15 protein-coding genes are annotated in these 13436 nt (G+C 54.6%); 4 read left to right on the top strand and 11 right to left on the bottom strand.

All coding sequences use genetic code 11. From position 1 onward, the window contains the following. Nucleotides 1-8: 8 nt before the first annotated feature. The 6 genes from ctaG to P40081_RS02905 form a co-directional block, all read right to left on the bottom strand. Entirely contained in the window at nucleotides 9-935 is a 927-nt protein-coding gene (ctaG, locus tag P40081_RS02930; RefSeq protein WP_042133228.1) for a cytochrome c oxidase assembly factor CtaG, read from the bottom strand. 27 nt (nucleotides 936-962) lie between these two features. Beyond that, nucleotides 963-1286, bottom strand: a complete 324-nt coding sequence (locus P40081_RS02925; protein WP_042133225.1) for a cytochrome C oxidase subunit IV family protein — start codon at nucleotides 1284-1286, stop codon at nucleotides 963-965. A 4-nt stretch (nucleotides 1287-1290) separates the two neighbouring features. Beyond that, on the bottom strand, nucleotides 1291-1917 hold the full coding sequence (locus tag P40081_RS02920; protein WP_039306709.1) for a cytochrome (ubi)quinol oxidase subunit III: 627 nt from the start codon (nucleotides 1915-1917) through the stop codon (nucleotides 1291-1293). 6 nt (nucleotides 1918-1923) lie between these two features. Continuing rightward, the gene (ctaD, locus tag P40081_RS02915; protein ID WP_042140700.1) at nucleotides 1924-3762 is read right to left on the bottom strand and encodes a cytochrome c oxidase subunit I; all 1839 of its coding nucleotides are present in this window, start codon (nucleotides 3760-3762) and stop codon (nucleotides 1924-1926) included. 137 nt (nucleotides 3763-3899) lie between these two features. Beyond that, entirely contained in the window at nucleotides 3900-4949 is a 1050-nt protein-coding gene (gene coxB / locus P40081_RS02910; RefSeq protein WP_042133221.1) for a cytochrome c oxidase subunit II, read from the bottom strand. Between the two features lie 407 nt (nucleotides 4950-5356). Beyond that, entirely contained in the window at nucleotides 5357-5545 is a 189-nt protein-coding gene (locus P40081_RS02905) for a hypothetical protein (protein WP_019913840.1), read from the bottom strand. Nucleotides 5546-6172: 627 nt separating this feature from the next. Between P40081_RS02905 and P40081_RS02900 the strand changes: the two genes are divergently transcribed. After that, on the top strand, nucleotides 6173-6511 hold the full coding sequence (locus P40081_RS02900) for a DUF4870 domain-containing protein (protein ID WP_042133218.1): 339 nt from the start codon (nucleotides 6173-6175) through the stop codon (nucleotides 6509-6511). A gap of 86 nt (nucleotides 6512-6597) precedes the next feature. Continuing rightward, nucleotides 6598-7545, top strand: coding sequence for a diacylglycerol/lipid kinase family protein (locus P40081_RS02895; RefSeq protein WP_042133217.1), 948 nt, complete (start codon nucleotides 6598-6600; stop codon nucleotides 7543-7545). An 863-nt stretch (nucleotides 7546-8408) separates the two neighbouring features. Here the strand turns inward: P40081_RS02895 and P40081_RS02890 are convergent. From P40081_RS02890 to P40081_RS02875, 4 genes are read right to left on the bottom strand one after another with little or no spacing between them, the layout of a single operon-like run. Then, a complete protein-coding gene (locus P40081_RS02890) occupies nucleotides 8409-8984 on the bottom strand; it encodes a xanthine phosphoribosyltransferase (RefSeq protein WP_042133215.1) in 576 nt (191 codons plus the stop codon). Nucleotides 8985-9026: 42 nt separating this feature from the next. Beyond that, a complete protein-coding gene (locus P40081_RS02885; protein ID WP_042133213.1) occupies nucleotides 9027-9332 on the bottom strand; it encodes a hypothetical protein in 306 nt (101 codons plus the stop codon). A 42-nt stretch (nucleotides 9333-9374) separates the two neighbouring features. Beyond that, a complete protein-coding gene (locus P40081_RS02880; protein WP_042133210.1) occupies nucleotides 9375-10193 on the bottom strand; it encodes a TrmB family transcriptional regulator in 819 nt (272 codons plus the stop codon). 36 nt (nucleotides 10194-10229) lie between these two features. Further along, nucleotides 10230-11030, bottom strand: coding sequence for a zinc ribbon domain-containing protein (locus P40081_RS02875; RefSeq protein ID WP_042133207.1), 801 nt, complete (start codon nucleotides 11028-11030; stop codon nucleotides 10230-10232). Between the two features lie 190 nt (nucleotides 11031-11220). Between P40081_RS02875 and P40081_RS02870 the strand changes: the two genes are divergently transcribed. Together P40081_RS02870 and P40081_RS02865 are read left to right on the top strand one after the other, a co-directional pair. Then, nucleotides 11221-11595 (top strand): hypothetical protein, encoded by a 375-nt coding sequence (locus tag P40081_RS02870; RefSeq protein WP_039309768.1) that lies wholly within the window; start codon nucleotides 11221-11223, stop codon nucleotides 11593-11595. Nucleotides 11596-11899: 304 nt separating this feature from the next. Then, the gene (locus P40081_RS02865; protein WP_042140699.1) at nucleotides 11900-12571 is read left to right on the top strand and encodes a GTP pyrophosphokinase; all 672 of its coding nucleotides are present in this window, start codon (nucleotides 11900-11902) and stop codon (nucleotides 12569-12571) included. A 75-nt stretch (nucleotides 12572-12646) separates the two neighbouring features. Here P40081_RS02865 and P40081_RS36150 read toward each other — a convergent pair whose 3' ends face one another. Continuing rightward, nucleotides 12647-13435, bottom strand: coding sequence for a hypothetical protein (locus tag P40081_RS36150; protein ID WP_052421645.1), 789 nt, complete (start codon nucleotides 13433-13435; stop codon nucleotides 12647-12649). Between the last annotated feature and the right edge of the window lies 1 nt (nucleotide 13436).

The following is a 13436-nucleotide window of genomic DNA, read 5'->3' as shown; positions in this document are numbered from 1 at the left end:
CTCGGCACTTACCAGCCCTTATAGTTCAGACCCTCCTCCGCAAGTTCAGAGGCAGGCGCGGACAACTCCGTGTCCTCTTGTCCGTTCTCTTTTTTATACCAATGATAGAACACATAAGCAAGCATCGAGGCAAAAATAAATTCCTGAATGAACTTCATCACGATGCCGCCGACCTGCTGATCTACCTTGGGGGACAGAGATCCGAAGAAGCCGGGACCGCCAAAAGCCTGCAGCAAAGCAGCCGGACTCTGCGGTACACAGTAGCCCATGGCCATCGCCCAGGTATTGGGGTCACTATACGTAGCATACAGGGGAGAACCGGCAAAAATAATCAGCCCGCAGGCCGGTGTCAGCAGGACCATGTTCAGAAAGATGAACCCCACCTGACCTAGGCCGCCCAGCGCCCGGTATTCCGGCAGGGGATTAATCAGATTCCACCACATGAGCCCTGAAGTCAGGAATAATACGGCATAATACAGGCGATGAACCGCGAAATGCAGCATGACATAATCATGAATCGCCGGGATATGGTAGAACGAGAATAATCCGTTGAAGAGCAGTGCGGCAACGATGGGCTTAGCCAGAAAAGCAAGGCCGCGCAGCGGATTCACCCGGAGCAGCGCATGCCAGCACCAGTCAGGAATCCCCAGCATAATCAGCGGAACTGCGACAAGATAAGACAAGGCCATACTGACCATATGGAACGAAAAAAGGATATGCCCCAGCAGACTGACAGGACCGCCCTGCGCCAGATAGAGGGCCAGCATTCCGCATAAGAACAGCCCCCTCCGCCAGAAGGGGACTGCAGTACTGCCTTCAAACCGGGAGGCCAGCGGACCGATCAGCACAAAATATCCGGCGGTCAGCAGGAGCATCAGGGCCAGAAACAGCGGACTCCACAGTTCAGTAAAGCTGAAGTATTGTAATCCCGGCATTATGGCAAGCCCTCCCCCCGTACAGTATTAATCCCACCATACCCAGTAGAGCGACATTATAATGCAAGTGCCCGCGATAAAAAATCCGCCCAGCATGAAGATAATCGGCATCATATGCCCTTTGTCCTTCAGATGCATCCAGAAGCCCATCTGCAGGATCACCTGCAGCACAGCCATCACCAGCAGCAGAATAACGGCAAAGGTGGCATTCACCCCTCCGGCGGCCACTGCGGAAAAGGCGATCAGCGTCAGGACAATGGAGAAGACAAAGACAACAATATGCCGCTGCGGTCCTTCCGGGCGGTGCCGGTGCTTCACCGGAGAGTCCGGAGAATGCTGCTTCGTCGCCATGGCTTCATCCCACCTTTCCAAGGAGGTATACTACCGTGAAGATAAAGACCCACACCACATCAATGAAATGCCAGTACATCGCCGACACATAAATCTTCGGTGCGGTTACCACCGTCAGCCCCTTATGCATTAACTGGCCAATCAGTACTGATATCCACAGGATACCGAAGGCCACATGGGCACCGTGAAAGCCGACCAGGGTATAAAAAGCCGAGCTGAATGCACTGGTGGTCATTCCGAATTCCTCATGCCTGATGTATACGCTGAATTCGTAAATCTCCAGAACCAGGAAGCATAGTCCGAGCAGTACCGTGACCAGCAGCCAGTTCCGCAGCATGGTGACGCGGCCCCGGTGCATCGCCTGGATCGCGAAGACACTGGTCAGACTGCTGACCAGCAGGAGAAAGGTTGCCGCCGCGACCAGCGGAAGATGAAACAGCTCATTCGCAGACGGGCCTTCATTGGTCTGATTGCGCAGCGCCAGGAAGGTTGCGAAGAGGGTGCCGAAGAGCACCGCTTCCCCACCAAGGAACAGCCAGAAGGCCAGCACCTTGTTGCGCCCTTCGAGTGTTGCTTTTTCCGGTTCATGCGGGAGAGTCCCATTCGCTGCTTCAGCATGTGCTGTAGTCATATCCGCTCACCTTCCTTCCAGCTCTTCGGGTTCAATATGCCAGCCCGGATCATCGAACAGCGACCGCATCAGCATGGAACCGAAGGTAATAAGCAGTCCCAGTGCCGTAACGATATAGTTATTGAACAGAAAGCTCATTATACTGCTGCTGAACTCATCACGGCTGAACATGAAGCCCAGTCCCGCTATGAAAATACCGACCGACATCAGGAACGGCAGGATCGTTGCTGAAGGCATATGAATCGAGCCCACCGGTTCGGACGGGGTCATCCCCTTGTGTCCGGCCATTTTTTCCTTCCAGAAGGCATCCAGGCCCCGCACCAGCGGCGTCTGCTTGAAGTTATATTCCGGCGGCGGTGAAGGGATCGTCCATTCGAGTGTCCGGCCGTCTTCCCACGGATCGTCGGCTGCATCAGCCGGCCGTCTCGAGGTCAGGAAGATATTCGTGAGGAAGATCAGCATGCCGACCCCCATCAGCATCGCACCAATAGTGCTGACCAGGTTAAGCAGATCAAACTGCTGATTCGGCAAATAGGTGAATACACGGCGCTGCATGCCCATCAGTCCCAGGAAATGCTGCACGAAGAACGTCAGGTGGAAGCCGATAATGAACGTCCAGAAGGTCCACTTACCTAACGTCTCACTGAGCATCCGCCCGAACATCTTCGGCCACCAGTAATGCAGTCCGGCAAACAGCCCGAGCACCAGACCGCCGACAATAACATAGTGGAAATGCGCCACTACGAAGTAAGTATCGTGGAACTGGAAGTCCGCAGGCGCAGAGGCCAGCATGACCCCCGTTACCCCGCCCATGGTGAAGGTTGGGATGAAGCCGGCTGCGAACAGATTAGGGGTGGTGAAGCGTACCTGTCCGCCCCACATGGTGAACAGCCAGTTGAAGATCTTGATCCCGGTCGGAACGGCGATCAGCATGGTGGAGACTGAGAACAACGCATTCGCTACCGGACCGAGGCCGGTGGTGAACATATGATGCGCCCAGACCATGAAGCCCAGGAAGGCGATCAGAATCGTTGCGAACACCATGGAGCTATACCCGAACAGCCGCTTGCGCGAGAAGGTCGGAATAACCTCAGAGATGACGCCGAAGGCCGGAAGAATCAGAATGTATACTTCGGGATGGCCGAAGATCCAGAAGATATGCTGCCACAGCACCGGATTGCCGCCTCCGGCAACATTGAAGAAGTTGGCTTCCAGTATCCGGTCGAAAGTAAGCAGGACAAGGCCTACAGTAATAGCAGGGAAAGCGAATAGAATAATGGCTGAAGTAATAAAAGTGGTCCAGGCGAACATCGGCATCCGCATGAAGGACATCCCCGGTGCGCGCATCGTGATGATGGTGGCCAGGAAGTTAATGCCGCCAATCAGTGTGCCAAGGCCTGCAATCTGCAGTCCGATGGTATAAAAGTCCACCCCGTGCGTGGGGCTGTAGCCCGTGCTGGAGAGCGGGGTATATGCGGTCCAGCCCGCATCAGGCGCACCGCCCATTACCCAGCTGAGGTTGAGCAGAATTCCGCCGAACAGGAAGGTCCAGAATCCGAGCGCATTGAGAAAAGGAAAGGCTACGTCACGTGCACCAATCTGCAGCGGTATGACTGCATTCATCAGTGCGAAGATGACAGGCATCACGCCAAGAAAGATCATCGTCGTGCCATGCATGGTAATCAGTTCATTGAAGGTCTGGGCATCCAGAAAGGTATTCATCGGCTTGATCAGCTGAATACGGATCAGAATCGCTTCCAGTCCGCCGATGCCGAAGAAGATGCCTCCAGCCCACAGGTAGAGAATCGCGATCTTCTTATGATCGACGGTGGTGATCCAGTCCATTAGCCCGGTATGCCGTTTAACGCTGTGGCCATGCTTCAAGGGCTGGGAGGGATGCAAGGATTGCGCTGCTTCGGCCAAGGTACGTACCCCCTTTTTCAAATATGCTGCTTCCGCTTCGGGCTATAGGCTATCCGGCTTCAGTCCAGCGTGTAACCGGCCAGAAACTCGGCAATTCCGTCAATTTCTTCATCGCTTAAGCCCAGGTCCTTGGGATCCGGCATCTTGTTGCCCGGCTTCACGCTCTGGGGATCATGCAGCCACGTCTTCAGATTCTCTTCTACCGGTGCCCCGTCCACGCGAGTGTCGTCATTAAGCAGAATGCCGGCCACCGATTCGCGGGAGCCGATTCCGGTCAGATTGGGAGCCTGGGAAAGATCCTGCATACTTCCAGTCGCATGGCAGGTCAGGCACTGGGATTTGAAGGTCTCCGCGAGCGCCGGATCATCCGGCAACACGGAATCAGGAGCCTTCATCGAAGCTAACCACTCCTCAAAGGCCGTACTACTGACTGACTTTACCTTAAACTCCATGAAGCCGTGGGAAGGCCCGCACAGCTCCGCACATTTGCCGCGGTAAACGCCTTCATTCGGCGCACTGAAGCTGAAGCGGTTGACCGTTCCGTCGGGGTTGGTGTCCATTTTGCCGGAGAGCGAAGGTACCCAGAAGGAGTGCAGGACATCCTTGGTGCTTAGCTCAAAAGCGATATCCTTGCCGGCGGGAATCACCAGATCCTGTGCTGTTGTCACCCCGTAATCCGTATATTCAAACTCCCACCAGTATTGATGGCCGGTCACTTTGACCTTAATGGCATCCTTATCATCCGAATGATCATTGCCGGCAGCGAACACCGCCTTCACTGTAGGAACCGCCAGCACAACTACGAGAATAAGCGGGATGACCGTCCACAGCACTTCGAGCCTGAAGCTGCCTTCCACCTGCTTGGGAATCTCGTTCTGATCCGGTTTCCGGCGGAAACGGATCCATACATAAGCCGCAATGGAGAAGACGACCAAAAGCACCACGATCATGATTGAGATCGACAGCTTCATAAGTGCAAACGAGCTTTCCGCTGCGGGTCCCTGCGGTCTGAGTACCGACAAGTCTTCCCGCCCGCATCCGGCAAGAATGAGTCCAAGCGCTGCGGTCATGGGAAGAAGCCGCTTTCCAGCCTGCCACGTTTTCATCATTGATCTACCCCGCTTTTCCCGAATTCGTAGATTAGAGTATTTTCCTGTCAATTATAACAATCACTATTAATATAAGTTCGCCCCACTGTTTTGTCAATCGTTCACAACAATTTCACATAATCATTTTGAAAAAGAAAAAAGCTTGTCCTTACTGATTTTAAAAGCGCTTTCAAAATAAGGTGAAAACTGTTAAACTACTTTTAAAGCGTATTCATATGTATTTGTGTCTATTAATTCATTTGACTAATTATAGAGACCTGTATCCGGTAAACCGGGCAGACAAAAAAAACCGATTCCAGCGGCAGCAGGCTGCCCGGGCACGGTTTATGAGAATCCTCATGGATGTTATAGCGCAAAATGTTGTCATCAAAAAGCAGAAGCAGAAGCAGAACAATTCTATCTGTTGTTTAAGAAACGGACGAATTCATTCTTACCAGTTCATGCTCCACAACCATGGTCAGCTCTTCTTCATAGCCTCCCGTGATCCGATACTTCCGGACGTACTCCTTCACAAATTTCTTGGGATCTTTGGGCCGGAAAATGCGTGTCATTTCCCGTAGACTTTCCTTGACTTCGTTATGACCTTTACTTGCCATGATCAGTTCCCTCCCAAAACATTGAAAATGAATGCTCCGTTGTAGAGAATGCATGATGAAAAGTCCGCCGTAACCTTGAAATGCAAGTTAAGAAACCATTACACATACGTGGCTTGCATTATCCGCCTTGACCATCCTTCCGGTATTCCGGAAATCCGCCTTGCCGGTGAAGCAGGTTCGTCGTGATTTGGGCTGAGAGTAAGGATGTCTCAGAGTAAAGACACCTTGACACTTTAGTTACCCGAAGAGCCACTTGCTGAATCACTCCTTTCGGGCCTTATCGTTATATTGTATCATATTCCAGTCCAAGTTCCACCTTTCCTTGTAAAATATGCGAATGGAAATTTTTTATACTTCTTTAGCTTCCACGCTAAGTAAGCTCCTCATTTTCCGCTACAACCGCTACTCCTGACCTGACCTCAGCAACGCGTCCGGCCCCCTGTGGCTAAAATATATAGTATGTCTTCCGCCAGCTTCGGGAACCTGATATTAGTCTAACCAATGCTGCAGAAAATATTGGACATATCCCCTGTGCAGTTCATACTTTAACGTGATTCTTCATAGGCTTGTAGGGAGGAAGGTTGATTATCCGTGCCTTTCTTCTTCAAACCAAGGAGAGTGAGCCCTTTGTCCCCTTTCAGATCTTCCACCGGATTGCCCGATAATATTGCCGCCGCCTTGTGTTACTTCTTCCCGTTCATTGGTGCCATTGTGTTCCTCGCGCTGGAGAAGCGCAGCCGGTTCGTCCTGTTCCACTCGCTGCAATCCCTGATTGCCTTCGGGGCGCTGATGGTAGCCCATGTACTGAGCGGCTTCATCCCTTTTCTCGGTTTTGTCGTGGCTGCCCTTCTCTCCCTGCTGGGCTTCGCCGTATGGCTGCTGATGATCTACCACGCACTGGGCGGAAGATGGTATAAGCTGCCCTGGGCAGGAGCAATTGCCGAGAGTCAGCTGCGGCAGCTGTAACCGGTAAAAAAGATTCCCTTTTGCCTGTCCTCTCCGTACAATGGAATCAGGACTTACAGGAATCTTTACAGGCTGGGGGAACAACCATGTATTTATTGATCATAAATTCCCGCTCGGGCGGCGGAGCGGGGCTGCGGACTTGGCATACCGTTGAAGCCATGCTCAAGGCACGCGCCATTGCGCATGAAGCACTGTTCACGCAAAGCGCAGACAGCGCGGAGAATCAGGTGCTGCACTCCCTTGCCCGCCGCGAGGACTGGCGCGCCGCCATCGTTATCGGCGGCGACGGCACGATCCACAGCGTGCTGGGCGCACTGCGGCGCAGAGGGGTGCCGCTCGGCGTAATCCCCGCCGGCTCCGGCAACGACACCGCGCGGGGCTTCGGCATCCCGCTCACTCCGGAGGCAGCGCTGGATAACGCGCTGCAGGACCGCTGTCTCGAAGCTGATCTGCTCTCGGGCGCGGACGGGCTCACCCTGACCGCCGTAGCCAGCGGCTTCGATGCCCAGGTAGCCGTCAATGTGAACAACAGCCGCTACAAACGGCTGTGCAATGCCATCGGCGCCGGCCGCCTGGCTTATATCATCGGCATTCTGCATACGCTGATTACCTTCAAGCCCTGCCGGGTCAGCGTGACCTGCGACGGCAGGGAGCAGACCTTCGACCGGGCGTGGCTGGTCTCGGTCTGCAATCTGCCCAGCTACGGCGGCGGGCTGCTGATCTGCCCACAGGCGGAGTCAGGCGACGGCCTGCTCGACGTCTGCGTCGTCCACGGGATCAGCCGCGGGCAGTTGCTGCGGCTGTTCCCGACGGTGGTGAAGGGCAAGCATGTTGCGCTGCCCTACGTCACCATGCTGCGCGGACGCAGCGTAGCCGTCCACTTCGCGCAGCCGCGCCATGCCATCGGCGACGGCGAGGCCCTCGGCACCGCGCCGCTGGCTGTGCGCTGCGAGCCGGGGTCGCTGCGCGTGCTCTCGCCGCTGGCGGCGGCCGGCGCGCAGGGCGCGGCCGGGCCGTGCCACGCGAGCGGCTAGGCGGGGCGCAGGCAGCTGCGGCTGTGGGAGCCGGGGCGTAGACGGCGGGAGGCACGGCCGGCTGGCCGAGCACGGGCAGCCGGTTGAGCTAACGGCTGCTTCCACCAACGACGTTCCGGCGATCTAGCCACTATGTACCCCTTGCGGACTGAGAGGACCTTAATCTCTCCGGCAAGGGGTTTTTAGTTGACTTGCAGACTGAGATTCCGCTATGCCCCACAAATTGATTGATCTGATGCACCAAATGAACAAATAAGCGCACTGGAGTCCGCTTGGCAGCAAAAACACGCCAAATTTCCGAAATAAGCGCATTTCAGTCCGCGTAGTATATTGCACATACCTATCCCCCGCCTGAACCCAGTTACTCACAAACCAGCTCGCACATACCCTCCCGCTCCCGCACAACATCTGCATTACTCACACTAGCTTCTACAATGCACACTCCCAATCTCCCCGTAATCCCATCATCCCTTGCTCCCATCAATTCACACTTCGGCCGGCCGTAACTCCATCACCCCTTGCTCCCCTCAACTCACTCTTCCGCCCGCTTATGCCCCTTGTTACTCACAAACTAGCTCGCTCATCCCTTCAGCTTCAGTCCAGCAGATTCGTCTCAGCTCCTCTCCCGCATTACTCAGCAGGCCAAACCAGCGCCTGACCGAAGCACTGGAGGCGTATGACTGGCCGCACGCTGAAGGAGTTAGCCGTGAGCTTCGTCCCTGCTCTCTAAGGCTACAGCCCAGCAGTCCCCTCAGCTGCACTAACTATGCCCGCCTTCAAACACAAACAGGCAGGCCCACGGATAATCTCCGGGGGCCTGCCTGTTATTTACGTCTGCCGCAAAAGTCCACCCGGCAGTTCTCCTATTCCTCCACGAAGCCAACAACGCCGTCATCCAGCGAAGCGATCCGCACCAGCGACTCCACGCGGTAGCCGGCTTCCTTCAGCAGCCGGTTGCCGGGCTGGAAAGCTTTTTCGATCACAATCCCAATCCCGGCAACACTGCCGCCCGCCTGTTCAACAATCCGTGCCAGCCCGAAGGCCGCTTCACCATTCGCCAGGAAATCATCGACGATCAGCACGCGCTCACCGGGTGCGATGAACTTTCGGGAGACGGTAATTTCATTGGTTTCCTTCTTCGTGAAGGAGTAGACCTTCTCCACATAAATATCTTCCGTCAGCGTCAGCGACTTCTGCTTGCGGGCAAAAATCATCGGGACCTCAAGCTCCAGCGCCGTCATAATGCCGGGGGCAATCCCCGAGGATTCGATGGTCAGCACCTTGGTGATTCCTTCCCCGGCGAAACGGCGGGTAAACTCGCGCCCTACTTCACGCATCAGGAAAGGGTCCATCTGGTGATTCAGAAAAGAATCAACCTTGAGCACACCAGGGCCGAGAACAATACCTTCGTTAATGACCTTTTGTCTCAATAACTCCATCCGTGCTCCTCCTCTATCCTCAAATGGACCCTGCTTCGTCTGCTACAGACCCGTAGGTTTCTGGGGCAGCAGGTTACCGACAATCGACTTCAGCTCGTTATCCTGCTTACTGTTCTTTTTGCCGTTGTCAAAGCTCGTAATCCGAATCTCTGAATACTTCTCTCCAGGTGCCACAGGTTTGAACACTAACTTCTCCCGGTCCTCAAGCCGGACATTAAAATTCATGTCCTTAAACATGCCGATTAGATCCTGCTCTCCCGGGGTCTTCCCTTCGTCCAAAAACAGCAATCCGCGTAACGGCTTAACGCCTTCCGAATGCTGCACATCAAAATGAACAATACACTCCACGCTTGTCACCTCCCTAGCTTAGTACCCTCTGCATCCCAGGAGCTACTCCGCCTGTTCTTCCCCGGCTTCATCCTGGTCATGCAGTACATATTTGCTGTAAATCCGGCCATAGCGTTCCCCGTACCGCTTCTGCAGCTCAGGCCCCATATCTTCTTCAAGCTCGAACAATACCATTTCCTGTGTAAAATGATTCAGCAGCAGCTCCACGAGCACCGGATGCTCGGTAACCACCGCCTGCGCGGTTCCGTCCTCATAACGCATGCCGAGCATACACCAGGAACGGTCGATGACAAAAGAAAACTTCCGCCCCCCGCTGCGCTGTGGCTTACCGTCCAGCGGCGGCCATATCGGGTATGGCGCAGAGGCCGCGTTGCCGCCGTCAAAAGCCCACAGCAGCTTCACTCCGCGCAGCTCTGCCTGCTCCAGCTCGCTGCGCAGCAGCGAGGCTTCCTCCCGCCATACATCGACCACGATCTCCTGAGCCGCTAGATTCAGCTGGCGGATCAGCGCTCCCGTTACGTTGCGGTCACCTTCCACGTTATAGAATGAAGGGCTGACCGGGCCTCCGCGCGGCATTTCACTTTCCATATACGCCAGCGACGCCTGTACCCGGCCGGATATCATCGTCGCCAGCTCTTCAGGGTCCAGCACGCTGTAGCGGGCCGGCTCCCCTTCCCCGCAGCGTACGTAGCCTTGTTGCGTCAGGCGCTGAAGCGCCGCGTATACATTCGATCTTGATACTCCTAGCTGCTTTGCCACTTCGTAGCCCGAAGCCTGGCCCTTGGTGGCCAGCTCAACCATAATTTTGGATTCCATCTCTGTGAAACCCAAATTGCGCAGATGCAGCAGCAACTGTTCCATCTATGTTGTCCCCCTAAGCTGTCTGTCTAACCCTGTCTAAATTTGCTCCGATCCGCAGCGCGGGCACCACATTGAGCCTTTCGGCAGATCGGCGCGGCAAATCTGGCATTTCACAATATCCCGTGTACCCGATTCGCTGACGGCAGTCTCTTCTGCAGGCTCACTGGCTTTCCAGTCGCGGATCCGGCGGTCCAGCTCCAGCTGGCGCTCACGTTCACGCTCCAGTTCATCGGCCTCACGGCGGCCCCGTTCTGTATCCGGAAGAACCCGTTCATACTCTTCAGGCTCCGGTTCAACTTCAATTTCCGGCAAGGCTTCGGCGTACTGGACAGGTTGTTCAGGTCTCTTAGCGAGTTCCCGCTCCGCTTCTGTCAATTCTTCCTCACCGTAGTATTGATCTTCCTCATCTTCGTGCTCATGTACGGTATGTACCGTAACGGTAGGCGCCGGGTCCTTGCGCAGCACCGGTTCCTTGCGCAGTGGCAGCTCCTCAAGCTTGCGTCCGCAGTGCGGGCAGAAGTTGGCATCCAGTGCTACGATCTGGCCGCAGGCACAGAGCCGTTCATTCTTCAGTTCGGCAATTCTTGAGCGCACACCCTCAATCTGCTCCTGAAGCTTGTTACAGCCGCGCGCCAGCTCGATCATCTGCCCCTCTGCCACCGACATATCTCTGGAACGATATCCTTCGTAGAAAAGCTTTCCCATTTTCAAAAATTCAAGTTGCATCTCATGTTCGATATCAGAAATTTGCCCGTTCAGCTTGCCTACTTCCACCGAGCTTTGCGCTTTTTCACTCACCCGGCTGGCACCGTCTTTAATGCGTTGCAGAAAATTCATTGTAGTTCCTCCTTCTCCAGAGTGAGAATAGGCTGATTCGCAGCCGCAAAATAACCCTATACATCCTTATCGCTCCGTATAGCAGTGGAAACGTGACTCTATCATACCAAAAGTCCCTGACAGATTCATTATTTGTCGTCAGGTGTTAAATACTACATGACGAACATTATCGAATAATGGAGGGATAATATTGCCTGACGATAACCATAAACGATATTTCGTATCCGTGAATCATGGCCTGATTCAGGATGTGCGTAACGACTCGAACGAATTTGAGGTTCTGCTCTCGGATGAAGAGCTTACCGTGCTCCAGGATCTTCTGAAAGGTCTGGCCGGTGAGGACGACTATGCCTTCCGGCGTGCTTTTGTCCCCTATAAATCAGCCGATCATGATGATGCTGCTGAGCAGTTTGACGATGCCACCATTCATCTGTTCCAGTATTTGCATGACCACGGCACAGACGAAACGCGCCGGCTCATTGATGAAATGAATGTTCTGCAGAGGCTCGGAAATACCGGCTACCAGGATGAAGGTTACGGCGGCGGTTCTCCGACTAACAAGTAGAAACGGCTCTGCCGCCCTAATCTGGATCGTAAAGCCCCGTCCCGTCTGACAGATAGGCCTATTGTGAGCTAATACGCTGCTGCGGGAAGAATGTTTCTCTTCTGCTTCATCCGGCTTTGTTTTGCTTCCGGGGCTGTACTTCGGTTAAAATAGAATCACATAAACTGCAGCGCATTTTATGCGAACGCCGTAGTCATCCGTTCATGGTCTACAGTCACAAATAACGAATACCGGGAGAGTTTCAGTGGAAGAATACGATAGTACACAGGTTACACTACACAAGTTGCAGGTCCATGTGAAGGATATGCAGAAGTGGCAGGTACACGAAGATTTTGCCAAGCAGGTTGAGAATTTCAAAGCTTTGCCGGCGCTTTACCGACATGCTCTGAATGAGCTTGAGAATAAAATTGATGTCATCCGTACAGAATGGCAGGTACGCGACGGCTTCAGCCCCATCGAGCATGTGAAGTCACGCATTAAGGAACCGAAGAGCATTGTACAGAAGATGGAACGCAAAGGCCATGATTTCACGCTGGAAAATATGGAGCAGCACATTCACGATATTGCAGGTATGCGGATCGTCTGTGCTTTTGTGAAGGATATTTACCGGCTGGTGGATCACCTGTGCGCGCGCGAGGACATCCGTGTACTGGAAATTAAGGATTACATCGCCCATCCGAAGCCTAACGGCTATCAGAGTCTGCATCTTATCGTCGCCATCCCCCTTGTGCTGCTGGAAGGAACCCGCTGGGTCAAAGCCGAAATTCAGCTCCGCACACTCGCTATGGATTTCTGGGCCAGCATGGAGCATATTCTCTACTATAAATTTGACAAACAGCTGCCGCCGCATGTGGCTGAGGAATTGAAGGAGGCTGCGCGTGCCGCTGATGAACTGGATCAGAAGATGCTCCGCCTGCGCCGGGAGATCCTCGAACTGTCAGAAGCGGAAGGCAGCAGTAATGAACCCTTAGTATAAGTATATTTGTATACAATCAAGGCAGTACTTTAACAGCTAGGATGTTAAAGTACTGCCTTGATTTGCGTTGTCCGCTTACAATTTATTCAAGCGAGCCGCACGTTTGGCGGCGGCTTCTGATACCCGGCGCATCAGCAGGGCAAGTCCTTCCCGGGCCTTGGGCGTCTGCGGCAGCAGCGCGCTCCAGTCCTCTTCCGGTTCAATGACATCAGGCATAGCCGGAAATGGCCGGGCAGAGATCTCATGAAACAGCGGCCCCGGCTGATGAAGCGAGCCCTCCGCAGCCGCCTCGGCCAGCCATTCTCCCGAGGACACTGCCGGACCTTTACGTTCCAGCCGGGCCAGCTCGGACGCAAGCGTTACAGGTGCAGGCATCCCTTCTTCGGTAACCCGCTCATTCTCCTGCTCCGCCCAGAGAGCAAACACCCCGGAGAGCAGCTCCTCCTTGGACAGGCCGCGCAGGGCAAAAGCCAGCAGCGGCTCCTTCGCCAGCTGCTGCTTCACCCGAAGCCGCAGCTCCCCGGCGGGCAGCAAGCCTGTGCCCTGTTCATTGGCCGCCTGTTCGAGCTCAGCATCAGCAGGCAGCACCTCAAGAGCAGCAAGTCCGCCTTCCAGGCTGCCCTGGAGCAGCTCATACAATTCACCCGGATGCGCAGAGAGCTGTAGCAGCACCTCATTCTTCCGGGCGGCCGTCCATTCCGGAATATGCAAAGTGAACACCGCGCGCTGCGCTTGTTCCTCTGCAACTGCGCCGGATTTGCCGTTCCGTCTGCCTGCACCTTCCGCAGCAGCGGTTCCCAGGCTCCCGGTGGCCTTGATCTTTCCCGGCAGCACCTCCAGCTTCAACTCCAGCAGTTCACTCATG

Origin of the sequence: Paenibacillus sp. FSL P4-0081 (assembly GCF_000758565.1) — a bacterium.
GTDB classification, from domain to species: Bacteria; Bacillota; Bacilli; order Paenibacillales; family Paenibacillaceae; genus Paenibacillus_AQ; species Paenibacillus_AQ phytohabitans.
This window is presented reverse-complemented; position numbering and strand designations above follow the sequence as displayed.